General features: G+C 58.7%; 22 protein-coding genes and 1 pseudogene. 8 read left to right on the top strand and 15 right to left on the bottom strand.

Features of this window, described 5'->3' with window-relative positions; genetic code table 11:
- Nucleotides 1–5: 5 nt before the first annotated feature.
- The 6 genes from SANT_RS15780 to SANT_RS15755 are packed head-to-tail and all read right to left on the bottom strand — an operon-like array spanning nucleotide 6 to nucleotide 5806.
- The gene (locus SANT_RS15780; RefSeq protein WP_025423233.1) at nucleotides 6–1181 is read right to left on the bottom strand and encodes a M24 family metallopeptidase; all 1176 of its coding nucleotides are present in this window, start codon (nucleotides 1179–1181) and stop codon (nucleotides 6–8) included.
- Nucleotides 1165–2274 (bottom strand): mandelate racemase/muconate lactonizing enzyme family protein, encoded by a 1110-nt coding sequence (locus SANT_RS15775; RefSeq protein ID WP_025423232.1) that lies wholly within the window; start codon nucleotides 2272–2274, stop codon nucleotides 1165–1167. Before SANT_RS15775 ends, SANT_RS15780 begins: the two co-directional genes overlap by 17 nt.
- Nucleotides 2271–3446, bottom strand: a complete 1176-nt coding sequence (locus tag SANT_RS15770; protein ID WP_025423231.1) for a M20 family metallopeptidase — start codon at nucleotides 3444–3446, stop codon at nucleotides 2271–2273. Before SANT_RS15770 ends, SANT_RS15775 begins: the two co-directional genes overlap by 4 nt.
- Before the next feature lie 23 nt (nucleotides 3447–3469).
- A complete protein-coding gene (locus SANT_RS15765) occupies nucleotides 3470–4219 on the bottom strand; it encodes an amino acid ABC transporter ATP-binding protein (RefSeq protein WP_025423230.1) in 750 nt (249 codons plus the stop codon).
- Between the two features lie 9 nt (nucleotides 4220–4228).
- Entirely contained in the window at nucleotides 4229–4951 is a 723-nt protein-coding gene (locus SANT_RS15760; protein ID WP_025423229.1) for an amino acid ABC transporter permease, read from the bottom strand.
- Nucleotides 4952–4984: 33 nt separating this feature from the next.
- Entirely contained in the window at nucleotides 4985–5806 is an 822-nt protein-coding gene (locus SANT_RS15755) for an ABC transporter substrate-binding protein (RefSeq protein ID WP_025423228.1), read from the bottom strand.
- Nucleotides 5807–6002: 196 nt separating this feature from the next.
- On the opposite strand from SANT_RS15755, the gene SANT_RS15750 reads away from it, so the two are divergent.
- Nucleotides 6003–6899 (top strand): GntR family transcriptional regulator, encoded by an 897-nt coding sequence (locus SANT_RS15750; RefSeq protein ID WP_025423227.1) that lies wholly within the window; start codon nucleotides 6003–6005, stop codon nucleotides 6897–6899.
- A gap of 62 nt (nucleotides 6900–6961) precedes the next feature.
- The gene (locus SANT_RS15745; protein WP_025423226.1) at nucleotides 6962–7750 is read left to right on the top strand and encodes an SDR family oxidoreductase; all 789 of its coding nucleotides are present in this window, start codon (nucleotides 6962–6964) and stop codon (nucleotides 7748–7750) included.
- Nucleotides 7751–8820: 1070 nt separating this feature from the next.
- On the opposite strand, the gene SANT_RS15740 is transcribed toward SANT_RS15745, so the two are convergent.
- From SANT_RS15740 to SANT_RS23005, 3 genes are all read right to left on the bottom strand, one after another.
- Nucleotides 8821–9936, bottom strand: a complete 1116-nt coding sequence (locus SANT_RS15740) for a succinylglutamate desuccinylase/aspartoacylase family protein (RefSeq protein ID WP_025423225.1) — start codon at nucleotides 9934–9936, stop codon at nucleotides 8821–8823.
- Nucleotides 9937–10015: 79 nt separating this feature from the next.
- The gene (locus SANT_RS15735) at nucleotides 10016–10813 is read right to left on the bottom strand and encodes an ABC transporter substrate-binding protein (protein WP_025423224.1); all 798 of its coding nucleotides are present in this window, start codon (nucleotides 10811–10813) and stop codon (nucleotides 10016–10018) included.
- Between the two features lie 825 nt (nucleotides 10814–11638).
- Nucleotides 11639–12088, bottom strand: coding sequence for an RcnB family protein (locus SANT_RS23005; RefSeq protein WP_051440184.1), 450 nt, complete (start codon nucleotides 12086–12088; stop codon nucleotides 11639–11641).
- Nucleotides 12089–12537: 449 nt separating this feature from the next.
- Between SANT_RS23005 and SANT_RS15725 the strand changes: the two genes are divergently transcribed.
- Both SANT_RS15725 and SANT_RS15720 read left to right on the top strand, forming a co-directional pair.
- Nucleotides 12538–13167: an AAA family ATPase gene (locus SANT_RS15725; RefSeq protein ID WP_025423223.1), complete on the top strand. Its 630-nt coding sequence runs from the start codon at nucleotides 12538–12540 to the stop codon at nucleotides 13165–13167.
- Entirely contained in the window at nucleotides 13167–13430 is a 264-nt protein-coding gene (locus SANT_RS15720) for a hypothetical protein (protein WP_025423222.1), read from the top strand. Before SANT_RS15725 ends, SANT_RS15720 begins: the two co-directional genes overlap by 1 nt.
- Before the next feature lie 403 nt (nucleotides 13431–13833).
- Here SANT_RS15720 and SANT_RS15715 read toward each other — a convergent pair whose 3' ends face one another.
- Nucleotides 13834–15336: a sugar porter family MFS transporter gene (locus SANT_RS15715; RefSeq protein ID WP_025423221.1), complete on the bottom strand. Its 1503-nt coding sequence runs from the start codon at nucleotides 15334–15336 to the stop codon at nucleotides 13834–13836.
- A 433-nt stretch (nucleotides 15337–15769) separates the two neighbouring features.
- On the opposite strand from SANT_RS15715, the gene SANT_RS15710 reads away from it, so the two are divergent.
- Nucleotides 15770–16633, top strand: a complete 864-nt coding sequence (locus SANT_RS15710; RefSeq protein ID WP_025423220.1) for a MurR/RpiR family transcriptional regulator — start codon at nucleotides 15770–15772, stop codon at nucleotides 16631–16633.
- 58 nt (nucleotides 16634–16691) lie between these two features.
- Here SANT_RS15710 and SANT_RS15705 read toward each other — a convergent pair whose 3' ends face one another.
- The 3 genes from SANT_RS15705 to SANT_RS15695 form a co-directional block, all read right to left on the bottom strand.
- Nucleotides 16692–18167, bottom strand: a complete 1476-nt coding sequence (locus SANT_RS15705) for a sodium:solute symporter family protein (protein ID WP_025423219.1) — start codon at nucleotides 18165–18167, stop codon at nucleotides 16692–16694.
- Nucleotides 18168–18496: 329 nt separating this feature from the next.
- A complete protein-coding gene (locus tag SANT_RS15700) occupies nucleotides 18497–18895 on the bottom strand; it encodes a RidA family protein (protein WP_025423218.1) in 399 nt (132 codons plus the stop codon).
- Between the two features lie 101 nt (nucleotides 18896–18996).
- Nucleotides 18997–20436: an N-acyl-D-amino-acid deacylase family protein gene (locus SANT_RS15695; RefSeq protein ID WP_025423217.1), complete on the bottom strand. Its 1440-nt coding sequence runs from the start codon at nucleotides 20434–20436 to the stop codon at nucleotides 18997–18999.
- Nucleotides 20437–20645: 209 nt separating this feature from the next.
- Here SANT_RS15695 and SANT_RS15690 point away from each other — a divergent pair, with 209 nt between their 5' ends.
- Nucleotides 20646–21884, top strand: coding sequence for an amino acid deaminase (locus tag SANT_RS15690; protein WP_025423216.1), 1239 nt, complete (start codon nucleotides 20646–20648; stop codon nucleotides 21882–21884).
- A 166-nt stretch (nucleotides 21885–22050) separates the two neighbouring features.
- On the opposite strand, the gene SANT_RS15685 is transcribed toward SANT_RS15690, so the two are convergent.
- The gene (locus SANT_RS15685; RefSeq protein WP_025423215.1) at nucleotides 22051–22326 is read right to left on the bottom strand and encodes a hypothetical protein; all 276 of its coding nucleotides are present in this window, start codon (nucleotides 22324–22326) and stop codon (nucleotides 22051–22053) included.
- A gap of 495 nt (nucleotides 22327–22821) precedes the next feature.
- Between SANT_RS15685 and SANT_RS15680 the strand changes: the two genes are divergently transcribed.
- Both SANT_RS15680 and SANT_RS15675 read left to right on the top strand, forming a co-directional pair.
- Nucleotides 22822–23448: a TetR/AcrR family transcriptional regulator gene (locus SANT_RS15680; protein WP_025423214.1), complete on the top strand. Its 627-nt coding sequence runs from the start codon at nucleotides 22822–22824 to the stop codon at nucleotides 23446–23448.
- Between the two features lie 64 nt (nucleotides 23449–23512).
- Nucleotides 23513–23827 (top strand): annotated as a pseudogene (locus SANT_RS15675) (helix-turn-helix domain-containing protein); the annotation flags it as partial.
- Nucleotides 23828–24113: 286 nt separating this feature from the next.
- Here SANT_RS15675 and SANT_RS15670 read toward each other — a convergent pair.
- Nucleotides 24114–24827, bottom strand: a complete 714-nt coding sequence (locus tag SANT_RS15670) for a phage antirepressor KilAC domain-containing protein (RefSeq protein ID WP_025423212.1) — start codon at nucleotides 24825–24827, stop codon at nucleotides 24114–24116.
- Nucleotides 24828–24883 lie beyond the last annotated feature (56 nt).

Here is a 24883-nt window from a genome sequence, read left to right as displayed (position 1 = left end):
GCCTATTAGGCATTGATCAGGGTCAGCGGCCGCGGAATTGTGCCGAGGCTGCGATAACCGGTTTCCGTAACGACGATGGTTTCACTGACGCCGACGGTAAATTCGCCGTAAATGCGCAGCGCGGGCGGGATATGGAAGGTCATACCCGGCTGCAATTCGGTAGTAATGCCGCTGTAGAGGCTAAGGATCGCCCCTTCGCCCCAGTCCGGCGCAAAAGCGACGCCGATCGAGTAACCGGTGCGTTTACGGAAATTATCGGTGTAGCCGGCGCGGTCGATGACCTGCTGACAGGCGATATGGGGCGCTTCACAGGTGGCGCCCGGACGGATGGCGTCGAGCGCCGCTTGCAGCGCCTCCTGACAGACTTTTTCCATCTCCAGCGCGGCGGCCGGCGGTTTGCCCAGCCAGGCTGAGCGCATTAGCGCGGCGTGATAACGGTCGTGGGCGGCGGCCATCTCCAGGAACACCGGGTCGCCCGGCTGGATTTTGCGCCGACGCCAGGTGCCGTGCGGTACGCCGCTGCGCGTGCCGCTGGAAACCAGGGGTTCCATACCGACATACTCCGACCCGGCGGCAATCGCTTGACCCATCATGGCCGCCACCAGCGCATTTTCGTCGGCGCCGGCGGCGATCGCCTCAAGACCCGCGCGCATGCCGGCATCGACATAGCGGGCGGCGTGGCCCATCTTTTCCAGCTCGGCGGCGGATTTCACCGCGCGCAACTGCTCAATGACTCCGGCGCCGTCATAAATGGTCCCCAGCTTGGCCTGTAGCGCCTCGTACACGGCAATCGGCAGGAACCAGCCGCGCTTATCGATGCCGATGCGGCTGTTCAGCCAGTGGCGATCGCGCAGTACGCCGAACAGAAAATCGATAGGGTTATCGCCGTCTTGATAGATAGCGGCGTCGCTTATCCAGGTATTGGCGATAAAGTTGCAATACTCCAACTGGCGGATGACGAACACCGGATCGCCTTCTACCGGCAGCAGCAGCGCTTGGAAAGTGTAATAGCCGGGGGTCTGCTGGCCCGTGAGATAAAAAATATTCTCTGGACCCGTGATAATCATCACATCCAGCCCGGCGGCGGTCAGCAGTTCGCGCGCGCGGGCGACCCGCAGGTCAAACTCCTGAACGCTGAAGGCGGATTCGCTGCCCTGAACCACGTTACCGATGTTTTGCATGGGAAAACTCCTGAATCAAAGTAGCCTGATGCGCCGCAAAGGTGACACCCAGGCCGAGGGGGGATAAACACTGCACCGTACCGTGCTGATAGCGCAGCCCGCTGACCGGATCGTCGCCGAGACCGTCGGCGCCATAAAGCTCGGCAAAACGCGGCCGGGTCAGGTGCGTGACATGTAACGCCGCGGCGGTGGCGGCGGCACCTTCATTCATTTGCCCGATCATAAAGGGCACGCCGGCATCGCGCAGACGGCGCGCGGCGCGAACCGTGGGGGCGATCCCCCCAAGCTTGACCAGCTTGAGGTGGGCCCAGACGCGGCCGCCGAGGGCGATAACCCGGTCGATATCGGCTTCATGGCTGACGCTTTCGTCCAGCATCAGCGGGGTGGCGCTTTGCGCCGCCAGCGCCGGCAGCCTATCGTCATACGCCGGCGCTAGCGGCTGTTCCAAATAGCCGAGACGCAGCGGCGCTAGCGCGGCGAGGTTATCGGCGGCGTGATCGGGCTGCCACTGGCCATTGGCATCGGCGGCCAAATGCACGCCGTCGCCGAAACGGCTGCGCAACGCCCGCAGGCGATCCACGTCTTGCTGTAGCGTACCGATACCGATGCGCACCTTAAGACTGGTGAAGCCGCGCGCCACGTAATCGCCGGCCTGGCGCAGGAAATCCGCTTCGCTGGTCCAGAACAGGGTCTGATTGGTGTGGGCCATGACGGGGGAGGCCGGCTCTGCGCTCAGCAAACCGCTGACGCTGGTGCCGACCTGTTTGGCTACCAGGTCATGCAGCGCCATATCCAGCAGCATGCGCGTGGGCGCCAACCGGTGCCCGTGATCCTGCTCCAGCGCCGCCAGTAACGTACGCGCGGGCCTGGCAAGATCCCAATCGCCGAGCGCCGCTACGACGTCATCGAGAACCTGCTGAGCGCTATAGCCATTGAGGTAAGCGATATTGATACGAACCTCGCCTATACCCTCAAGACCGCGATCGCGCAGGCACAGATACAGCGACTCCAGCGCCGGCACGCTGCCGGACGAAGCGGTGTGCAGTTGGAGGTGCGGATAGTGCAAATCGGCTCGATAAAGTGAGGCGTTCACGCGGCGTTCTCCGCGGGCAACATGGCGAGCGCGATATCGCAATAGATAGCGCTGGCGGCAATGAATTCGTCCACCGGCACAAATTCATCGGGCTTGTGCGCCACCGCCAGCGAACCCGGGCCGATGACGATGCCTTGGGTGCCGAGACTGCGGAAATGTACCAGATCGCAACCGCCCTGGAAGCCGAACGGGCCCGGCTCCGGCTGGCCATGGGCGCGGCAGGCGGCTAATCCGGCCTGTACGATGCGCTCGCGGCTATCGGTTTCGGTCGCGCCGCCGGTGGTGGGCTGATAGCGTAAAATTTCCGCGCGCACGCCGAAACGTTCTTGCGCCAGCGCCAGCAGGGCGTCGATATCCTGTTTTACCTGCGTTTCATCTTCGCCGGGCACCATGCGCCGATCGAGCAGCAGGTCGCAGCTGCCGGGCAGGACGTTGTCGGCATGGCCGCCGTGAACGCGGGTCACGGTCAGGCTGGCTGAACCCACCAGCGGGTGGCAGCGGCAACGCACGTTGTGCTGATGTTCTTCCTCTATCATACCCAGCAGCTGCGCGGCGCGGAAAATGGCGTTTTCGCCCAACTCCGGCGTCCCCGAGTGGGCGGTCACGCCGTGAACCCGCACCAGCGGGCGCAGGCTGCCCTTATGGGCGGAAAAAGTCGCGTTGCTGGTTGGCTCGCCGATGACCGCGAAGTCGATGGCCGGCGGGCTATCGTTGACGTAAAATTTCGCCCCCTCACTGGCGACTTCTTCGTCGGCGACGAAGACGCCCATCAGGGTACCGGACCACTCGGCACGGTGGGCGGCCAACAGACGCATTGCCTCCAGCATCGCCACCAGCGGGCCCTTGGCGTCGCAGGCGCCGCGGCCGTAGAGTCGACCATCGCGCTCGACGAGGGTAAACGGGTCGGTGCTCCAGCCCTCGCCGGCGGGCACGACGTCGATATGGGTGTTAAAGGCGAAGCAGGGGCCGGCGCCGTTTTTCAGCACCGCTTTGACGTTAGTGCGGCCGGTTTGATACTCGCTGAAACTCAGATCGAAACCGGCTTCCCCCAGCAGGGCGGCGATAAGCTCGGCCGCCTCGCGTTCGCGGCCGGGGGGGTTTTCGGTATTGATGGCGACCAGCGCGGCCAAATCGCGCTTCATACGATCAACATCAGGAACGACGTGGAACATGGTTTTCTCCGGGTAACGGGCAATCAATGCAAAATTTGATCGAGGAAGCGGCGCGCTCGTTCGCTGACCGTGCCGCTGAAAAAGTCCTGGCCGCTGGCGTTTTCAATAATCTCGCCCGACTCCATAAACACGATTTGGCTGGCGGCGCGCTTGGCAAAGCCCATTTCATGGGTCACGACGATGCTGGTCATACCCTCGGCGCTCAGGTCGGCCATGACGTCCAAGACTTCACGGATCATCTCGGGATCCAGGGCCGATGTCGGCTCGTCGTACAGCATCAGCTTGGGCTTCATCGCCAGCGCGCGGGCGATAGCCACCCGCTGCTGCTGGCCGCCGGACAATTCGTCCGGAAACGCATCCGCCTTATCCGGAATACGGACCTTGCCAAGCAGCTCCTGCGCCAGTTCGCGCGCCTCGGCGCGGCTCATACCCAGCACCGTCATCGGCGCCAGCATGATGTTTTCCGCCGCCGACAGATGGGAAAACAGTTCATAGTTCTGGAACACCATGCCGATATCCTGGCGCAGGCGATGCGGTTCGATGTCGTTGCCGCAAATATCCCGGTTGGCGAAGAAGATGCTGCCGCCGTCCACCGGCTCTAACAGGTTGACGCAGCGCAGCAGCGTAGATTTACCGGAGCCGGAGGGGCCGATAAGGACCACCGTCTCCCCTTTGCGCACGGTAATCGAGCAGTTTTTCAAAATGTGGTTGCGGCCGAAATATTTATCGATGCCGATAATTTCCAACAGCGGTTTGGTCGCGTGATTTGACATATCGGCTCCTTAACGTGCCGTGGGCTGACGCAGGGCGCGCATCAGCAGCCCGCCGCGCTTGCCCGCGCTTCTCTTGCGTTTTTTCGGGTCGAGACTGCGCTCCAGCCAGGACTGGAACACCATAAACAGGCTGGTCAGCACCAGGTAATACACCCCCGCGGCGCACAGCGCCTCGAAATAGCGGAAGCTGGCGCTGGCGGTCTGGTTGGCTATCAACAGCAGCTCCTGCACCGCGATAACGGACACCAGCGCACTCGATTTCAGCATGCTGATCATTTGGTTACCCATCGGCGGCAGAACAATTCGCGCCGCCTGCGGCAGCACAATCTTGCGCATAATCTGTCCGCGCGTCATGCCCAGCGCCATGCCGGCGGTACGCTGACCGCTTTTGACCGCCTGCAGGCCGGAGCGCAGGATCTCCGCCATGTAGGCGCCTTCGTTCAAAGACAGCGCCAGCACTGCGCAAGTAAAGGCGGAAAAGCGCAGGCCGAAGGTGGGCAGGACGTTGTAGACAAAAATGATTTGAAACAGCACCGGCGTACCGCGGAACAGCCACAGGTAGACAAACGCCAGCCCGCGGGCGCCGCGGAAGCGGGATTCTTGCAGTAGCGCCAGTACCAGACCGATTACGATGCCGAACAGCAGCGAACACAGCGTCAGCAGCAACGTCATCATCGCCCCCTGGAAAAACGCCGGAGAGCTGATGTACTGCCAGACAAGATCAATGGACATAGTTATTTTCTCCCGTTCGGTGAGCGGTCAGGCTTAGTGGAAAATAGAAACCGAATCTGGGAATTTCCATTTCTCAATCAGCTGCTTATAGGTACCCTCCTTGACCAGCGCCTGTAGGCCGTTTTCCAGCAGCTGGCGGGTGGCGGTATCGCCTTTGCGAATGGCGAAAGCGATATGGGTATCGGCTTCAAACTCGGGGCCGACGGCGATAAACATGCCCGGTTTCTCGGTCATCAGCGCCACCGAACCCGGCGTGGAAAGAAACTCGGCATCGGCACGGCCTTGTGCGACCGCAACGGCGGAATCGGTGGCGGCGGGATAGGTCAACACGTTAATCGCCGGCTTACTGGCCGCCAGGCATTTCTTATTGTCTTCGCGCGCCTGGCTCTCTTCGATGCCGCCGAGCGTGACGGCAACGTTTTTACCGCATAGCGACAAATCGCGGCCGGTGATCTTGGCGGGATTATCTTTGCTCACCACCACCCGGCTGCCGATCATCAGGTAAGGCACAAAATCTACCTGCTCGGCGCGCGTCGGGTTGACGTACATCGCGGAATTGATGATATCCAGCCGGTTACCCTGTAGTGCGGGGATCAAACCTTTAAATTCCATCGACATGGGGGCGGGGGTCAGCGCGACTTTTTTGCTCAGCGCGTTAATTAAATCGATATCGAACCCGGTCAACTGGCCATCTTTAGTAAACTCGAACGGCATAAAGGTGGCGGCGGTGCCGTAGGTCAGCTTCCCGGGGGACACGAGTTTCGGCTCTGCGGCCTGGCTCAGCAGGGGCAACGTCAGGCAAAAAGCCGCCAAAAGCTGACGGGTCGTGCGGCGAACAAACAGGGTATTGGCCATTTTTGTCTCCATCATACGGGTTCGTTGAATTGCTCTTTATGAGTCAATTAATACAATCATCGGCGCACTTGCCTGCGCCATATTGGTGCGCCTTTGCACAATTTTAGGGCTTACCTCAGTAGTATCGCGGCTTTCGCCAAGCTGTGATATTGTATTTATTATCACAAAAAATACTATATTCTGGGGCGGTTTAACCATGCAGTCATCATCAACTGCCAGCAGCCGGCGGCTGGCCAGACAAATTCTTGACCTGATAGTCGAAGCAAGATTCGAGCCAGGTCATCATTTACGCGAGCAACAACTCGCCGACGCCATTGGCGTCTCCCGAACGCCGATACGCGCCGGGCTGAATTTGCTCTGCTCGCTGGGCGCGGTTGAAGCCAGGCGCAACCAGGGTTTTTTCCTGCTGCGCAATGTGGAGGCGCTGCAAACCATCACGATCGATATGCCCACCAGCAGCGATCAGGATCTTTACGAACAACTGGTGAAAGATCGCATTGCCGGCAATCTACCCGAGTCGCTGACGCAAACCGATATCGCCCAGCGCTATGAAGTGGATCGCGGGGTACTGGCACGTACGCTGCTGCGTTTATCGGAAGATGGCCTCATTGCGCGTAATCCGGGGCACGGCTGGCGTTTTTTGCAAACGCTCAACAGCGACGTGGCCTTGCGCAACGGCTACGGCTTTCGGTTGCTCATTGAGCCGGCCAGTCTCCTGGCGCCCGGGTTTAAAGCCGACAGGCGAGCGATCAAACGCCTGCGGTCGCAACATCTTTATTTAATTGCCCACCCGGATATCACCCAGGTGGAGAGCCGCCAGATCTTTAATACCGACGCCTCGTTTCATGAATCACTGGCGGAATGGAGCGGCAATGTCTTTGTTTTGCAGGCGATCCAGCAGCAAAACCGGCTGCGGCGCCTGCTGGAGTTTGGCAGTTATCAAAATCGGCAGCGGGTGCGGGAATGGTGCGAGGAGCATGTCGCTATCCTGGACGCCGTACGCGATGGCCGTATGGCCGCCGCCGCCGAAATCATGCGGCAGCATTTGCAATCCGCCTATGACACGGTGGCGGGCAAAGTCGCCAAGACGTAATGCAGGGAAGGGTAAGGGCCGGCAGGGAAGCTGTATCGTTTATTGACTACCAGGAAAACAGTATGCATTTAGCTATTGAGGATAAAGTCGCGCTGGTTTGCGGCGCGGGCAGCGGTTTGGGCCGCGCCATTGCGCTGGCGCTGGCGGCGGAAGGCGTAACGGTGGCGGTAACCGGCCGCACGCCGGGCAAGCTGGACGAGACGGTGGCGCTGATTACCGGACAAGGCGGCCGCGCGCAGGCGTTTGCGCTGGACTTAAGCCAGCCGGAAACGTTCGATGACGTACTCAGCGCCATTCGCCAGGCCCTGGGGCCTATCGGCATTCTGGTCAACAACTCCGGCGGGCCGCCGCCCTCCCGGGCGGAAGGCGTCGCGGCGACAGTCTGGCAGGCGCAATTCACCGCGATGGTCAGCGCATTGATTCAATTGACCGATAAGGTGCTGCCGGATATGCGGGCGGCGGGCTGGGGACGTATTATCACCAGCACCTCCTCGGGCGCGGTAGCGCCTTTGGCGAATTTGGCCATATCCAATACCCTGCGCATGGCGCTGCTGGGATGGTCTAAAACGCTGGCGTCGGAAGTCGCGGGCCAGGGCATAACCGCCAACATTATCATTCCGGGGCGTATCGCCACCGATCGCGTCGGCCAGTTGGATGCCGCCAAAGCACAGCGGGAAAACAGCACGCCGGAAGCGGTGCAGGCGCAGAGTAAAGCCTCCATTCCCGCCGGCCGCTATGGCAAGCCGGAAGAATATGGCGCCGCCGCAGCGTTTCTGGCCAGCCGTCAGGCATCCTATATCACCGGCTCGGTTTTGCGGGTGGACGGCGGTTTGATACCGTCGATATTCTAACCGTTAAAGCTACACCGGCGGGCTGCCGGCGGGCCATCATGGCGGTAGGGCAACCAGAAACCAGATTGCCGGCGGGGTTTCATGGCGTAATGCAGCCAGAAACCGGGCTGCCGGCGGGGTTTGATGGCGGTAGGGCAGCCAGAAACCGGGCTGCCGGCGGGGTTTGATGGCGGTAGGGCAGCCAGAAACCGGATTGCCGGCGGGGTTTCATGGCGTAATGCAGCCAGAAACCGGGCTGCCGGCGGACCATCATGGCGTTAGGGCAGCCAGAAACCGGGTTGCCGGCGAGGTTTCATCGCGGCATTGACCTGCCTACCGGGCGTGCCGCGTATCCGTAAGCCGGACGTGTAGGGGCTTTGTCGCGGCGCCGCTGCGGAAAGGGATGGCGCCGCTGCGGAAAGGGATAAAGAAAACCGCCGACGGGATCGGCGGCGGTAATGAGAGGCAAGGGATTGCCTTTCTAACATAGTATTATTCAATCTTCTGATTATGACGGGTGGTGCTCAAGGCCGTGCGGCAAAAACTGCGGCGGTCTAACGCCCCTGGTGCAGTCGTCAATCAACCTGTCTTAACGCGTTCATATGGGCGCTGAACGGCTACGCCGTTTTGCGCGCGGGTGGCTAAAGGTGGGTTGGCTATTCTTCCGCTGTCGCCGGTGCAGCAGAAAACAAATCACGCTGATGATCACCAGCGCAAGCAGAATCCCGACAGGTTGTAGCGTCGTCATAGCCCCTCCTGTAAATAAATGTGTTCGACCTCGATTATGCGGGTAAGGATGGCACACCTCGCAAGTGAAATTCACGGCGCGGCGCGAAATTTCAGTTGCCCAGAGCACGCGGTGCGCGATGAAACCTGCACCGGTAGCGCAGGCGAGCAGGGCGGAAAAAAATCATACCCCCGCGCTGATTTCATATTGCGCCGAAGGATTTCATCTGTCATCGGCCGCTTCTGTGCTCAGCGCCCGATCGGGGATTTCCCCCGACAAGGAAGACCCGCAACGCGCAGGGGGAGTCTATCGTCTGCCGGCTTAAGGATCCCTCTGCGTGTCGGGGGGCGCCTTGTCTGGCGGTTCAGGGGACCAACAGGTCCCCCGAGCGTATCGGCTTCGCGCCCGCAATCCGCGCCACCAGCATACCGTGGGTAGCGAAACGCAGCCAATGGCGGGCATAGAGCACGCCGTCTAACCCTGCCGCCAGCGGTATTAATCGATCGGACAGGGGATCAAGTATCTCGGCAATCACCTCGCCGCGCTGTACCCACGCGCCCAACTGGCGTTGATGTAAGATGACCCCCGCCATCGGCGCGCTCAAATATTCGCAGCCGGCCAGCGGCGTGGCAGGATAAGCCAGCGCCGGCGGTGGGGCTGCCTGGCCCGCGATATCACCGAGGTGCGTCAGAAACTGGATAATTGCCTGCGCATCCGTCTGCGCGGTCGCCGTATCAACATCGCGCACGCCGCGCAGCTCCAGCGTGACCGGTAGCAACCCCAGCGGGATAGGGAAGCGGCCGGCAAAATGGCGGCGCAGCGTCGACCAGATTTCGTAGCAGGCTTCATCAAACGGAGAGGCGTCGGAAACCTCCGCCAGTAACTGTGCTTGACTGCCCAAATAGCATGCCAACGGCGCCAACGCCGGCCAGGCGTCAGGAACCGTATACAAATGCGGCACCGCTTCCCAATCGCAATGTAAATCGATCATGATATCGGCGTCGCTTGCCAAACGCAGTAAAATGAGACGCTGAGACTCGAGCTCGTTGGCGGGCGTGACGGCCGACAACCGGCGCCGCAGCGCCTGCCGGATTAGCTTTTTATTATGGGTTTGGTCGCAGCCGAGCTGATGTTCCAGCTCGCGAGCGATAGCCGCGCCGAAAACGGGAAAATGACGGTTAAAATCCTGCCCGGATTGCATATCGAACCGACCCTGGGGGCTGCCATGGCTGAACTGCCCGAGGGCGATAGGGTTGGCGACCGGCACCAGCGTAATCGAGGCGCGCAGCGCGCCGGCGGTCTCCAGCGCGGCAAATTGCCGTTTAAGGTACCAGGCTGTCGCCATGCCCGGCAATTCGTCGCCGTGCAGCGCCGCCTGCACGTAGATCCGCCGATCGGTGGTGCCGGTAAAATGATAGCTGGTGATGTCGCGCTCGGTGCCGGGAGAGGCGCTTTGCAGCGGGTGCTTAATCGTTTGCATACTTTGATATTGCCGCTTAGGGTAAAGGCCGCGTTTCTTTGCGAACGAGCGGGGCCGGCCTGCGGCCCCGACCGCCGCATCAACGCGGGACTGAAATATCGGTGGTAAAGTAGTTATCCATGATGCGCTTGAACGTCCCGTTTTCGACCAGCGTATCAAACGCCTGGTCCAAGCTCTGTTTCAGCTCGGTCGACCCTTTGCGCAAGCCGATGGCGGTCCCCGGACCGATAATGGGATCGTGCACCGGCGGGCCCATTAACGCGAAGCGTTGGCCCTGGGGCGTGCGCAAAAAGCCGAGCTCCGCTTGAGCGCCGTCGGTGAACAGGGCATCGATGCGTCCGGCGACCAGATCTGATTCCACCTGCGCCTGATCGTCATAGGCGACAATCTCGACCCCGTGCGGCTGCCATTTGGCCTGTGCATAGCGCTCCTGCACCGTGCCCTGTTCGACGCCGATACGCTTTCCCTGCAGCGACGCCGCCGTGGGCAGTAACTGAGTGTCTTTGCCCGCCACCAGTTGTACTGGCGTATTGTAGAGTGGGCGGGTGAAATCGATTTGCTTGCGACGTTCTTCGGTAATGCCCATATCGGAGAGCACGGCATCGAATTTACGCGCTTTCAATCCGGGGATCATGCTGTCGAAGCTGCTTTCGATCCAGATACATTTTGCTTTTAATTGCGCGCAAAGCGCATTACCGAGATCGATATCGAAACCCACTAATTTACCGTCGGGTTGTTTTGATTCAAACGGGGGGTAACTTGGGTCGACGGCGAAACGGATTTGACTAATTGGGTGGGCGCCGGAAGAGGCGCTGAATGCCAGCATGCCGCTCAGCAAAACCACGCCCATTGTCCGCGAGAAAGTTTTTTGAGACATAATTCTCCTTAACATTAACGCCAATGCAAACACTACCGCCGCCGGCGGCAATGTTTGTCAGGCTATCCAGGAATGGATTAAGTTAACATTAACGCGAGAAATTTGACACCGCCCGGGGAAGCGGCGAAAAAATAACAAGAGGAAGGGTAGGAATGTATTGCCTCGCCGTCGTGCGGGGCTTAAAAAAAGCCATGCTGTGCATGGCTTTGGATGCCGCGTCGCGGCGGGTATTTTTCGGGTAACATCAGGGTCGTTTAGGCTTAACCGCCAGGGCCGCCACCGCCGGGACCCCCACCGCCGCTCATGTGGCCGCCGCCGGGGCCACCGCCCCCGCCTCCGCCGTGACCGCCGTGAGGGCCCCACCACGGGCAACCGCTCAGGGAGGTCACCACCGCGATAATGCCCAGACACATCAGGATACGTCGCATTGTTGGCTCCTTTTTTTACTCATTGCTTGTCGATTTCCATTATAACCAAAACCGATTGGTTTGCCGGGAACGAACTTTTGTACATCCGTTATCGCCGCCGGTATTGCTCGGCGAAAATCCTTGACAAAAAAACAAAGCGTTTCCGTTAATGGAAATAAAGCCGGTTTTACAGCGTTATTTTAATTTCCAACACGGTTGGTGGCCCAATTAGCCAATATTAGGCATAGCTTGTTTCCTTTTTTAACGTAAACCTTACGTTGGGTTGTTGGCGCAATATCAGACTATTCTGGACGAAATACGACGCCGATATTATTTTATGCGGTCGAAAATAATACCCCACTACCTATTGCCGGCCGGCGGAAGGGCCGACCGGAACGCACTGCCGACGGCGATAGCCTTAGGGCTGAGTGATGATGGAGGTGATCACACCTGTCGTTATCGCAATCAAGATATAGTCATTATTCACCCGCACCCAGCGATGGCCGCTCGGCGGGGCTTTGAGCCCACGCGCGCGCCAATCATCGACTTGGTATTGTTTGGCGCGATATTGCCGGGGTAACGCATGGCCCTGATGAAAAGCGTGGCTTGACTTACGCTGCCCTTGCGGCTGCCCGCGTTGCGCCGACGCTTGATGTGTTGCAGGGGTATTGTGGTTTTTACCGCCGCTTTGCGGCGCGCCGCCGGGCTGTCCCCCCTGCTGCTGCCCGCCGCCCTGTTGTTGGGGAAGTTTGCGCTGTTGTTGGCCATTGCCAGCGCCGCCGTTGGGCTGCTCATCCTGAGCGAAGGAGGGAGCGGTGGCCAAAGCCAGCAACACGCCCGAAAACAGCATGACGTTCATTTTTTTCATAGTATCGCCTATGACGGATTGATGAGATGACGGTTCGCCCCTAACGGGACGGCGTTGACGAAAAAATAGAGCAACGGCGGAGAAGGGGAAATATGAAAACTCTTAAGGGAGAGAATCTTTTCGCATTGCTTACACTTCTCCCGCCGGTTGTCGCATTTTGCAATGACTCGCGGCTGGGAACGACGCAGGCGCGGAGGGGGAGCCTCGCGGCAGAAATGCGTCCGGCCCGCGCGGGGGCGTTAGCTGTACCGCACAGCGCATTTTGGGGCACTGTCCGTCGCGCTGGGGGGACGGCGTTGAGGTCTGGACGCTAGAAAATAAACGGTCGCCGCCGGCGCGTGGCCCTTTTTTTAGCTAAAAAAGCCGGTCGGGCCGCAAGGCAGTTGATTATACGAAAAATTTAGTGTTTTATTGGTACCGCTTAAGCACCGGAATTGTAAGGCGGTTCAATGATCATTCTTATCGGCAGCCAAAAAGGGGGCTGCGGTAAATCCACCACGTGCGTCAATATTGCCAGCGAGCTGGTCAGACAGGGAAAGGACGTGGTGCTGGTAGATGCCGATCGGCAGGGAACGTCGTCGAATTGGATAAGCGACAGAAATAATGCCGGCGATCTGAATCGGATCCACAGCATCCAAAAGTTCGATAATATCCGCGAAACGCTGCTGGATCTTAAGGCGCGCTATGACTATGTGGTGGTGGATACCGCCGGTCGCGACAGCCGCGAGGTGCGTACCGGCATGACGGCGGCGGATATCATTCTGGTGCCGTTTCGCCCTTCGCAGCCGGATTTGGACACGCTGCCGCGCATGAATGACATCATCACCGAGGCGCAGGACATCAATCCGGCGCTGCGGGCGGTGGCGATGCTGACGATGGCGCCCACCAACCCGATCATCAATGAAACCGCCGAAGCCCGTGCCTATCTGCGCGATTACCCGCAGCTTAAGCTGCTGGCGACGGTGATACGCGATCGCAAAATCTACCGTGACGGCATGTCTGAAGGCAAAGGCGTCGTGGAAATGAACAACTCGAAAGCGAAAGCTGAATTACAGTGCCTGGTGAAGGAGCTTATCTAATGGTTAAACGCAGAGAGATCGTAACCCCTCCACAGGACGTGGAGCGGCGCATTGAGGAGTTTGCCGCGGCGGCAGATGGCGTGAAAACGGCGGAACGCCAGGCGGATAAAGAAGCCCCGCGCGACTATAAAGCGATTCGGGTGCCGTTCAATCAATATGAGTATGAGACGCTGGAAAAACTTTGTCAGCAGACCAACCGCTCCAAGCTGAATATGATCCGCCACGCGCTGCTTATTTACGCACAGCAGGACGCGACCAAATAACCCGCCTGCGCCCGCTCCGCGGGCCTGATGACCACAGGGATGTTGATGCCGTGCGGGTATGGGCTCCGGTTCCGTCCGGACCTTCATCCCGGAAGGCGGTCGGGCGACGCCTTTGCCCGCGTCCTGACGCTGTCCCTACCCTTCATCCTCATGAAGAGGCGAAACCATAGCGCCGACGTCGCTTCGCTTATACAGGAATGTTCTGAAAGCCCGGCCCGTGCGGGTGAGTCCCGCGGCGGAAAAAAATTGGGCATAACATGCCCAACCGGAGAATAAATAATCAAAGAAGAAAGAAGGTGAGAGACAGTACTGTCTCACAACGAGGCTAAACTTCAGCCAAACGTGCCGTATTTGTTACCGAGGCTTCGCTGCGCCACCGCCGCCTGCGCCCGCTAACGGCCGCTCAGCGCCATCGACGGTTCTTCCGCTCCGCTTCGTCGCCTGCGCCCTGCGCCCTGCGGGCAAGGGAGAGCCCGCTTCCCGCGCTGTTAGCGCTGGCTTGGCGCTGTCGTTCACGGTGACGTTGCCGGAAAGCATGCTCCACGTCTTCCAGGCTTTTGCCGCGGGTTTCCGGCACATGAAAACTAAACCACACAAAGACGGCGCAGATGGCGGCAAAAATCCAAAACGTCGAGGCGGCGCCGAGCCGGGCGAGCATGGGCAGAGAAAGCAGGGCCACCATCAAATTGGCGGAAAAATTAATAAAGATCGACAGGCTGGTCACCTTGGCACGCGCGCGCAGCGGCGCTATCTCGGAAATAATCAGGAAGCACAGCACCCCCGGACTGAGGGCGTACATGACGATATAGCCGGTCAGCGCCCCCAGCGCCAGCCAGCCGCTGCCGACAAAGGGGGAGAAGGTGAGGGTAGATGCCATCAGGGTCATGCAAAGCGTCAGGCCAATGGCGCCGCCGATGAGCAGCGGCCGGCGGCCGATCCTATCCACCGTTAACATGCCCACCAGGGTAAACACCACATTGGTCGCGCCGAGGCCCAAAGTGCCCAGCCAGGAGCTGGCGGTATCGAAACCGCTGGACTGAAGGATTTGCGGCGCGAAATAGATAACCAGATTGATGCCGCAGGCGTTGCACAGAAAAGCGACCAGTGCGCCGATAATAACCATATGACGCACGGGGCCTCGCCACAATTCCCGCCAAGTGACGTCATGTCTTTCCTTTTCATTCAGCCGCTCAGTGGCGCGCAGCTCTTTTTCCACCTTATCGGTGCCGCGCAGCGTAATCAAAATACGGCGCGCTTCGTCGCGGCGATGAAGCGAGATAAGCCAGCGAGGCGATTCGGTGATAAAGAGGGCGCCGCACGCCAAAATTGCGCCAAACAGCGCAGCAATCCCCAGCGGTACACGCCAGGCACCGCCGCTTTCCGCCAGCGCATTGACGCCGTAGGCCAGCAGAATGCCCAGGGTAATTAATAGCTGAAACGATGCCACTAACATCCCGCGGATAGGGGCCGGCGCCAGTTCCGCAATATACACCGGCACCAACACCAAGCAGGCGCCGACCCCCGTGCCCAACAGGATGCGCGCGGCCAACAACACCGCCACATTGCCGCTGAAGGCGGAAATCGCCGCGCCGGCGGCAAAGATTGCACCCGCCAGACACAGGATAATTTTCCGGCCGCAGCGATCGGCCAGCGGCCCGGCCGTCAGCGCCCCTGCCATCGCGCCCAGCAGTGATGCGCTGACGACAACCCCTTGCATTAGGCTGCCGAGGTGAAAGGCGTTGCCGATAATGGCAACGGCACCGCCGATAATACCGGTGTCATAGCCGTAAATAATACCGCCGACGGCGGAAATCATGATGGAAAGAATAATAGCGACGCTGATGGGCCGTGGTGCGCTGCGGGCAACGCCGAAAGCGGCGGCGCCCTCTGGAGGAATACGATTCATATTCTTTTCCTGTGAGGATGAAGGCAATCACGCTGGCGCGGTGAGTAAGTCAACGATGTGTTTTGCGGTGGGGTCTCCTCGTGGCCGATAAATGACGGTTAGCGATTAACTCGACGCGGATAACATGGCTGGGCGCTTCACCTCCGGGCATCACAGAAGATCTTGTCGTGCTGATCTGACTATAGTAAGCCGCGCCGCGCCGAGAATTCATAAACTCATTAACCGGCGGATCATGGACACATCCTCTCTTGTTTGTTTCCCGCCGGCGCTGATTGCCCCGCGTGGCGCTGATGAGGCGGTAATAGGCGGTAAGGTGGAAGGGAAAAGACCCTTGACGTCGGCGGGCCGTGCGCAACAAAATACCCCACGGCCCCTTTTGTGCCGATAACATTGCTTTTTATTTTTATCGCCGCGCCATCATCAAGGGCCTGCCATGAGTTCCTCAATAGATATTATTTCCTGTATTACCGATCGCTTTGTCTCGTTCACCGCGACCGAGAAGCGCATCGCCCAGTTTATTCTCGATGACGCTCAGGCGGCGGCCACTTTGCCCATTGCTGAAATGGCGCGGGTCACTCAAACCAGTCAGGCGTCTATTACGCGGTTTTCCCGCACCGTCGGCTGCGATAATGTACGCGAGCTGAAAATGAAACTCGCCCAGTCGCTGGCGGTAGGTCAGCGTTTCATACTCGATGTGCCGGATCTAGAAGGGGTACAGGGCATTTATGAGACCATCATTAACCTGCTCAATATCAACCGGCGTGCGCTGGATATGCCGGCGCTGGAACGGGCGGTGAAGTGGCTCAGCGGTGCGCGTCAGGTAGTGGCTATCGGCGTGGGCGGCGGGTCGACGGTGTGCGCCCAGGAGGTTCAGCACCGGCTGTTTCGGCTCGGAATACCGGTGGTCAGCCAGAACGATGGTTTGCTTATCAGGATGATGTGCTCGGTCGTCAGCACAAAAGATGTGGTGGTGGCGCTGTCTCTTGGGGGCTATACCCCTGAGATCGTCGAGAGCGCGGCCATCGCCCGCCAGTATGGCGCCAAGGTGATCGCGATTACCCCGGCGGGAACGCCGCTGGCTCAGCAGGCGGATGCCTTGCTGGCGCTGGTGGTGCAGGAAAATGATTATATCTTCAAACCCACTACGTCACGCTATGCGATGTTGGCGATGGTGGATGTGCTGGCCACCGAAATGGCGATGGCCAACAAACGGCAGGCAAAAGATCATCTCCGCCGTATCAAAATCTCCCTCGATAGCCACCGCGGCGGCGAAAACCGCCAACCGCTGGGGGATTAATCCTTTTGCGGGACATTCTGCGCCGACGTCGGTGAGGCCAACGCCGGGCGCGGCAGTCTTACTCGGGCAGTTTTTTACCTAAAATGACCGGCGTCGGACGGTTTTCCCGTTCGCGGGTAATCTGTTCCAGCGCTTCCTCCCGGCTCAATTTACTGGCGGGGGTGACCAGCGTGACCACTACGGCGAACAGCAGGCTGAACAGCACCGATGGGAAACAAGGGTTGCCCCAGAATGCCAGCCATTGACTGTCCATCAGCACCGCGCTGGCCGCTCCCGCCCCGCCGACCAGCGCCGCAACGGCGCCCTGCCAGTTGAAGCGGGTCCAAAACCGGCCCAGCATGGAGCAGACAAACATGCCGGACATAATCATAGAGATCATTTTGGTGATATAGCTGATGATATCGTTGGATGTGAGCGCGAATAACAGCGCCAGGCCAACCACCAGCACCAGCATGATGCGCGATAACCGGATGGCTTTATCTTCCGCCGGCATATGGCCGGTAATCAGCGTATACAAATCGCGCAGGATAATCGAGACGCTGGCGATGGCGTCCGAGCTGCCGGAAGACATGTTGGCCGACATGCCCGCAATGAGCACGACCATGGCCAGCGCATGGGGGAGGACTTGCGTGGCGAACAAGAACGCGAAGCCGCTGTTTTCAAGGTGCGGATTCATGGTCCAGGCCGCCATGCCGATGATTGCCGGCAGGAACGAAAAAAACAGATACAGCACGCCGGTAATGGTGAACGATTGACGTACCGCGCCGACGGTTTTCGCCGAGTAAATACGCTGGCGGTAGGAGGGGGTTGCCATGACGCCGACGCCTATCACCAGCGCTAGCGAGAACGCGGGTATCAGGCCCAGTTTATCCACCGCGAACAGACTTTGCGCCGCCGGATCCACCGCTTGCTGAATATGGCTCCAGCCGCCGACATAATTGACCGCCAGGACCGCCATTAATATAAATCCAAGGAATAATACAATGGATTGAATGGTGTCAATCCACACTACCGCGGAATAGCCACCAATCCCGACATAAACGATAAATGCCAGCGCAATAATAATTTTCGCAGTATTAATATCAATGCCGCTGGCCCAGGCCAAATATAATCCGCCGCCCAGGATATGCGCGCCAAGCCAGCCGATGGAGGCGATAAAAATTAATATCGCTACCAGATTTTTGACCAGGCGGCTGCCGCCGGTGTAATAACAAATCTCTTCGCTCATGGTCATAAAGCGCATTTTGCGCACCGGCGCAAACAGCAGGGCCACCAGCAAAATGCCTATCGCGCCGCCAATGCCGTACAGCATGCCGGCCCAGCCGTTCAGGTAGCCGAAACCCACCGCGCCCACGCTTGAGCCGGTGCCCACCATCGTACCGACCGTCGATCCCAACGTCAGGATCATCGGCATCGAGCGGCCACCCAAGAGAAAATCGTCACCGTTTTTTTGATTGCGCGAGACATACCAGCCAAGGGTTATCATGGCAAGGGCATAAATGGCGAACCACAACAGAAAGGAAATATTATTCATGACTCACATCCTGGCAGTATTACAACAATGTGCATGGCACGACATTGCGCTTATAACGCGCAGAGCATTTGCCGGATAATCGATAGTGATTATCGCCGGCGGTGAAATAAGTCATTTTTGCCTTACGTGGCGCCCGGTAGAGAATTAGCAACTAAGGCGTCGTAATGGTTTACGGCTGGGTCTGGTTATACAAATAGAGGCGCCCATACCGGTATTGATGATGATCGTGGCGAAGGCGTGCGCTTCACCTGATTGTTGTCGGCTTGCCGCCGGCAAGCGGCGACAAGCCCTGACACGCCCGCCGGCGTCGGCGGCTAACAATGCTCTCCTTAGCCTTTCACCCGGCCAGCGTCGTAACAGGTGACGTCCACCTCCACCTTGCAATCCACCACCAGGTCAGCCACGCAGCACACGCGTGCCGGAGGATGTTCGCCAAAGAATTCACGGAAAACTTTATTGAAGGATTGGAAGTAACGCGCGTCGGTGAGAAAAACTTTGACGTGCACCACGTGCTCTAGGCCGTAGCCTGCTTCTTTCATAATGTCGATGCAGTTCTGGATGGCCAGCGTCGACTGCTCAACGATCCCCCCCTCTACCACTTCGCCATGGCGCATCGGTGTCTGGCCGGAGACATACAGCCAGCCGCCGGCTTCCACCGCGCTGGAGAAGGGCAGATGTTGCCCGCCCGTGCCGGTGCTGCCTTTGATGCCATAACGTTTGATACTCATCTTGCATTTCCTCCTGAAATCGTCGGCGCCCTTGGCGCAATAATACTCTAACGTGTAACGCCGCATCGGCGCACAGGGTGCCATGCCGGTGCATCGGCGCGTTAGTTCGGCGCACGGCGAAGAAAACGTCCGGCGCGCCCAATAGCGCCGCCGGTTTCACCGTAGCTGATACTACCGTTCACCATGACCGTATCAATCCCCGCCGCGGGCTGCTGCGGCTCGGCGAAGGTGGCACGTGCCGCCACCGTTTGCGGGTCGAATAATACCAAATCGGCAAAATAGCCCTCCCGTACCAGTCCGCGGCCGGAGAGATTGAAACGCGCCGCCGACAGGCCGGTCATTTTGTGAATGGCGGTGGTTAACGGGAATAACTTTTCATCCCGGCTGTAGTGACCCAATACGCGCGGAAACGCGCCCCACAGCCGCGGATGCGGCATCGGATCGTTGGGTAGGCCGTCGGAGCCTATGAGGGTGACCGGATAGCTCAATACGCGGCGCACATCCTGCTCATCCATATTGTAATAAATCGCGCCGGCGGGCATCAGTTTCGCGCCGGCTTCCTGTAGTGTCATCGACCACTCGGCGGCAATCTCCGCCAGCTTACGGCCGGCCACTTCAGGATGTGGCGTCGACCAGGTAATGACGATATCGAATTCGTCGGTGATTTGCTTTTTGTCCAGCGTCGACGAGCTGGCGGAGTAGGGGTAGCAATCGCAGGATACGTCCTGCTCAAGACGCACTTTATCAAATAATTTCAGCGTTTCCCGCGTCCGTCCCCAGTTTTGCGCGCCGGCGCATTTATGGTGGGAAATAAGCACCGGCACCCGGCCATGGCGGCCAATGCGAAAGGCTTCATCCATGGCGTCGAGAATCGGCGCGAATTCGGAGCGAAGGTGGGTGGTATACAGGCCGCCGGCGTCGGTCAGCTCTTCGGCCAGCGCCATCACTTCTTCAGTGGTGGAGGCGAAGGCGGTGGCGTAGGCCAGGCCGGTACTCAACCCGAGCGCGCCCTGGCGCAGCGCCTCGCGTAAATCGCGACGCATGGCGGCAATTTCGTTATCACGCGCCGGCCGGAACAGGTCATCCATGTGGTTATTGCGCAGCGCGGTATGGCCCACCAACGTCCCGACATTTACCGCCGGGCGCGCGTCGCTTACCGCTCGCGCATAGTGATCCACCGTGGGGTAAATAAATTGATCCGCCTCGCCCAGCAGATTCATGGGATCCGGTACCTCGCCCTTGAGCGTGGTGCCGGCGGCGCTGATGCCGCAGTTGCCGACGATAACCGTGGTAATGCCCTGGCTTATCTTGGGCAGATACGCCGGCATGCGGATGACATTGATATCATCATGGGTATGAACATCGATAAACCCTGGCGCCAGTACGCGATCCTGACCGTCGATCACCGTTCGTGCGGCGGCGTGAAGGGTGGGGGCGATGGCGGCGATACGATCGCCGGCCACCGCCACATCGGCGCGGTATTCAGGGCCGCCGCTGCCGTCGATTACCGTGACATGTTTAAACAGGTAGTCATACTCCATGATTTTCTTTTCACCACATTGACCGGAACGTGGATTGAATATAATCATTTACACCCGATGAAAACAGTGGAAAACTACACAAAAAATTGACCATTTTCTGGTACTTTTTATCTTTTCATGTCGATTTTTTATTATTTTTTTTTGTTTTTCATGATGTTGAAGTATGATATCGCTTATCAATGATAATGGCTAATCAATAGGAATATGTTATGAAGTATCATGATGTCGCAGGAGTGGCGCACAAGGCCGCCATCATGCACCGGCCTGATGATCGTCCAGTCAATCTGCTGCTGGAGGATGTCTGTCTGCCGGCGGTAGCGGTAAAAAGTCAGTCATTGGAAAATAATATCACCTGGATGCAGCGTTATGCCGATGCGCGGGGGGTATCGCTGGCGCCGCACGGCAAAACCACCATGACGCCGTGGATATTTCGCCGGCAAACCGCTCTTGGCGCCTGGGCTATCGGCGTCGGCAGCGCTTGGCAGGCCAGCGTCGCCATGCAAAGCGGCGCGCGTCGGGTATTGATGGTCAATCAGTTGGTCGGAAGGGCGAACATGCAGCTGGTGTCACGGCTGAAAAACGACTATCCGGCCTGTCACTTTTTCTGCTGCGTCGATAGCGAGGCCAATGCCAGCGCGCTGTCGACTTTTTTTGCCGCCCGCGGCCAGCGGCTGGATATCTTGATCGAACTGGGCGTACCCGGCGGCCGCTGCGGTTGCCGCAGTAGCGAGGAGGCTGAGGCGTTGGCGGAACGGGTCACCACGCTGCCCGGCCTGACGCTGCACGGTATCGAACTGTACGAAGGCGTGATCCACGATGAGGATCCGCGTCCCAGGGTTGAGCAATTATTGCGCGACGCCGCCGCCCTGGCGCTGTCCTTTAGCCGTCATCAATGGGTTAAAGGGGAAATGATCCTGACCGGTGCCGGCTCCTCGTGGTATGACGTGGTCTGTAATATCTGGCATGAAACCCCGCTGCCGGATGGCTGCCGGTTAGTGATCCGTCCCGGCTGTTATGTCACTCACGACGGCGGTATTTATCAGCAGGCTCAAGATGCCGTGATGGCGCGCGATCCCATCGCCTGCGGTCTGGGCGGCGATTTGCTTTCGGCATTGGAGCTAATAGCGATGGTGCAATCGGTTCCTGAACCCGGCAGGGCGGTGGTAAATTTTGGCAAGCGCGACAGCGCGTTCGACGCCGGATTGCCGCAGCCGGTGGCGCACTATCGCCAAGGGCAGGCGCTACCCTTCACTCCGGGCGCATTCACGACGGTGGACATTATGGATCAGCACGCCATGTTGACCCTTGTGCCCGGCAGCGAAGTCCAGGTTGGCGATATTCTGGTATTCACCACCTCGCACCCCTGCCTGACCTTTGATAAATGGAAAATGCTGTTTCTGATCGATAGCGATTATAACGTGCTGGAAGAGATGGAAACGTGTTTCTAGCTCCCAGATAGCGTGCCGGCATGATGCGTCTGCGCCCCTGACCGCTCTCTGACCAGACGCAGGCGCCGAGCGCAAGGGCTTTGCCGTACGGCAGCGACCGGGAGGAAGGCGTGCCATGTCGTGTTACGCGACAGGTCGCGTTGACGCCCGCGGGTGCCGGCGGGCGTTAGAATAACCCCAACTTGCTTAATTTGCCGTCTTTACCGTCCAGCGAGCGTCGGCGGAATTTACCTGGCGGCACAATATCAGGCTTGCAGGGCGCAGCAACGTGCTCCGCCATAGCGTCGGAGGGTGTATCGCGGGTCAGTTGCCGTGTGTCGATGACGCTGACCGTATCTAAGCCGGCGGCGTGCCGGGCAGCGTTGCGGGTATCGTCGGCATACAGGGCATAAACCGGCGTCGCCATCAGCAGGACGGGCAAAACAAAAATGCCTGTTTTCATTGCCATGACTTCATTTGAGTAACAGAGAGACTGCTGACATTGATTATTAACCTTCTCAAGGTTAAATCTATGTAAAAAATGCTCACTGCGCAGACGCTTCGTGCCTTCGCGCGCGGTGACGAGAGTTAAGCCTCGTCAAGCGGTGCGGAGCGAAACGGCCTTTCTCGGCATCCGGGGTGAGCTGTCGCGGTTTAAAACGACCACGCAGCAGCGGCTAGATCCTAATGATAGAGACATTTGCCGCCGTTGCCGGTTAATGACCTATTAACCGCAGTTGACCGACGGCTTTGGCTTATCAAAAGCCCAGAGTGTAGGGTGTGGCCGCGACGAATCCGGCATACTGCCCCTACAGGACGTTTTTTCAACGCCCTGGCCACGGGTGGGCATACGCAAGGGATAACATGCGGTCTGGCTCAGGCGCTCACCATCACGATTACATCAACCGGATATCAATTGCCGGATGTGGTCTTGCGCTAACTGAGTTACACTTTATTTATGAAAGAATATACTGCTACCCTGTGTGGCCTTCGTGGCCCGACCGATCACTGCATTCGCGACCAAATCGTTAGCGCCGCTAATGAACACTTCAGCCACTACGGTTATGGCAAAACGACGGTATCGGATTTGGCGAAAGCCATTGGGTTCTCCAAGGCTTACATTTATAAATTCTTCGACTCCAAACAGGCAATAGGGGAAGCTATCTGCAGCCGTTGCATGAACGTTGCGCTGGAAGCCGTAGGTGAAGCGATGCGCAACGCGGGCAGCGCAGCGGAAAAATTCTGCCGTCTGTTTGATTTGCTGGTGGGTAACGCCGCCAAATTATTCGTTAACGAACGTAAACTTTACGACATCGCGGTATATGCGGCGGCCGAACGCTGGCCGTCTTCATTGGCCTATGAGCAGGAAATCCGCACGCTGCTGCGCCAGATTATCCAGGAAGGCCGCGAAAACGGCGAATTTGAGCAGCAAACACCGCTGGATGAATGCTGTCAGGCCGTCTATCTGGTAATGCAACCCTTCATCAATCCGCTATTGTTACAACACCATCTCGACTTGTTGCCACAGGGGCCGGAGCAGCTTTCACGACTGGTGCTGCGCAGCCTTAAGCATCAAGATGCTTAGTGACTATTGACTTAATTAGTCACTAGGTTAGTATCTTCCCTTCGCTAGCCAAGGGAGAGATAAGATGAGTCATGCCGGAATAGTACAAGATTTAATCGCCTGGATTGAGGCAAATCTGGAACAGCCGCTGGATATTGACCACGTGGCGGAGCGCGCCGGTTTCTCTAAATGGTATTTGCAGCGTATGTTCAAACACCATACCGGTTATCCGCTGGCCAATTACATTCGTCGCCGGCGGTTGTCCGAATCCGCTTGCCGCTTGGCCACCGGTAATGAAGCCATACTGTCGGTCGCGCTGGCGGTAGGGTTTGATTCCCAACAATCGTTTTCCCGCAGTTTTAAACGCGAATACGGAGAATCGCCGGGCATGTATCGCCGTATGGCAGGCAAGCGTCAGGGTGGCATTCCGCCTTGCTGCGCTCGCCCGCCGCAGCCGATGCAGGAGGTGGAGCAGGGCGTGCAGCAGGCGCGCGTAAGGCTTCACCACGCGTTTCCACCGGGTGAGGCACGGGTGGAGGAGCGTTAATCGCGCGCAGGGGGTTACCCTTTTGCGCCGGGTTTGTCCGTTTGCCGGCGTAGAAGGTGGTTTGTCGCCAGCCTGTCGGTGGCGTAGTCCGCCTTGGCGGCCACTCTGCGCGAAGCGCGGGTCGCCGCGTCGGTCGCGTTTATGCCGCCGCGCTTTTTGCCTGTGGGGTTGCCGCGTGGGCGGCCCACAAATCGGCTATCCATTTTACGCCCTTGGCGGTAAAACGCGCCTGAGCAAAGGTGTAGCGGCTGCCGCTGGTGCCGGTATGCAATTCAAACCGCCCGGCATCAAGGTGCTGCTGATACGGGGTCAAAACGCCCGCCAGCCGATACATGATCTGCCGCTCCAGCAAAAATTGACGAAACTCCGACTCCTTGACCCTCAATAGCTTACAGACCTGGCGGAACCCCATTGCGCCCTCCACGGCAACATAACGGTCAAAGAAACGGGCTTTCGGCGCCAGGGTCGCCAGATGTTTTTCCGCGGCCTGTCGCCGCTCGAACTCTTCCGCCCAAGCGCGCGCCGCGGCCGCCGGGTTGGTAAAATCGGGAAGATCATGCGTCGTTTCCCGCGCCTGCCAGCGGTCAAGCACCACGGGGGTGAAGGATGGCGACAGCAGGGCGACAACCGTCAACGAATCACGCTGGTCGAGCAGGTATTCCTGGCGCGGCTGCCCGTTGGCGAGGAGATAGTCGGCCGTGCGAAGAGGCTGGGACAGACGCTTGCCGCTGTCTAGACTTACAATCAGGCGCTTGACTTCGCCATGGGTGGCGCCGGTTAAATCGGCCAACTCACGGCTGCTCATTGCGACGGTTTGATGATGGGCTACAAAGCCCGCTGCGGATATCATCATAATGTTCACCACTCAAGTAAAAGCAACGGCTCTCCATTGGAGTACAATAAATATAC

The sequence above is a fragment of the Sodalis praecaptivus genome, from assembly GCF_000517425.1.
GTDB classification, from domain to species: domain Bacteria; phylum Pseudomonadota; class Gammaproteobacteria; order Enterobacterales; family Enterobacteriaceae; genus Sodalis_A; species Sodalis_A praecaptivus.
Note: the sequence above shows the minus strand (reverse complement) of the source record. Positions and strands in the feature narration are given on the sequence as shown.

Bases quoted from the DNA above. Each gene is read 5' to 3' on its own strand.
- SANT_RS15780 (WP_025423233.1), bottom strand. From the start codon at position 1,181: ATGCAAAACATCGGTAACGTGGTTCAGGGCAGCGAATCCGCCTTCAGC.
- SANT_RS15770 (WP_025423231.1), bottom strand. From the start codon at position 3,446: ATGTTCCACGTCGTTCCTGATGTTGATCGTATGAAGCGCGATTTGGCC.
- SANT_RS15765 (WP_025423230.1), bottom strand. From the start codon at position 4,219: ATGTCAAATCACGCGACCAAACCGCTGTTGGAAATTATCGGCATCGAT.
- SANT_RS15760 (WP_025423229.1), bottom strand. From the start codon at position 4,951: ATGTCCATTGATCTTGTCTGGCAGTACATCAGCTCTCCGGCGTTTTTC.
- SANT_RS15755 (WP_025423228.1), bottom strand. From the start codon at position 5,806: ATGGCCAATACCCTGTTTGTTCGCCGCACGACCCGTCAGCTTTTGGCG.
- SANT_RS15750 (WP_025423227.1), top strand. From the start codon at position 6,003: ATGCAGTCATCATCAACTGCCAGCAGCCGGCGGCTGGCCAGACAAATT.
- SANT_RS15745 (WP_025423226.1), top strand. From the start codon at position 6,962: ATGCATTTAGCTATTGAGGATAAAGTCGCGCTGGTTTGCGGCGCGGGC.
- SANT_RS15740 (WP_025423225.1), bottom strand. From the start codon at position 9,936: ATGCAAACGATTAAGCACCCGCTGCAAAGCGCCTCTCCCGGCACCGAG.
- SANT_RS15735 (WP_025423224.1), bottom strand. From the start codon at position 10,813: ATGTCTCAAAAAACTTTCTCGCGGACAATGGGCGTGGTTTTGCTGAGC.
- SANT_RS23005 (WP_051440184.1), bottom strand. From the start codon at position 12,088: ATGAAAAAAATGAACGTCATGCTGTTTTCGGGCGTGTTGCTGGCTTTG.
- SANT_RS15725 (WP_025423223.1), top strand. From the start codon at position 12,538: ATGATCATTCTTATCGGCAGCCAAAAAGGGGGCTGCGGTAAATCCACC.
- SANT_RS15720 (WP_025423222.1), top strand. From the start codon at position 13,167: ATGGTTAAACGCAGAGAGATCGTAACCCCTCCACAGGACGTGGAGCGG.
- SANT_RS15715 (WP_025423221.1), bottom strand. From the start codon at position 15,336: ATGAATCGTATTCCTCCAGAGGGCGCCGCCGCTTTCGGCGTTGCCCGC.
- SANT_RS15710 (WP_025423220.1), top strand. From the start codon at position 15,770: ATGAGTTCCTCAATAGATATTATTTCCTGTATTACCGATCGCTTTGTC.
- SANT_RS15705 (WP_025423219.1), bottom strand. From the start codon at position 18,167: ATGAATAATATTTCCTTTCTGTTGTGGTTCGCCATTTATGCCCTTGCC.
- SANT_RS15700 (WP_025423218.1), bottom strand. From the start codon at position 18,895: ATGAGTATCAAACGTTATGGCATCAAAGGCAGCACCGGCACGGGCGGG.
- SANT_RS15695 (WP_025423217.1), bottom strand. From the start codon at position 20,436: ATGGAGTATGACTACCTGTTTAAACATGTCACGGTAATCGACGGCAGC.
- SANT_RS15690 (WP_025423216.1), top strand. From the start codon at position 20,646: ATGAAGTATCATGATGTCGCAGGAGTGGCGCACAAGGCCGCCATCATG.
- SANT_RS15685 (WP_025423215.1), bottom strand. From the start codon at position 22,326: ATGAAAACAGGCATTTTTGTTTTGCCCGTCCTGCTGATGGCGACGCCG.
- SANT_RS15680 (WP_025423214.1), top strand. From the start codon at position 22,822: ATGAAAGAATATACTGCTACCCTGTGTGGCCTTCGTGGCCCGACCGAT.
- SANT_RS15670 (WP_025423212.1), bottom strand. From the start codon at position 24,827: ATGATGATATCCGCAGCGGGCTTTGTAGCCCATCATCAAACCGTCGCA.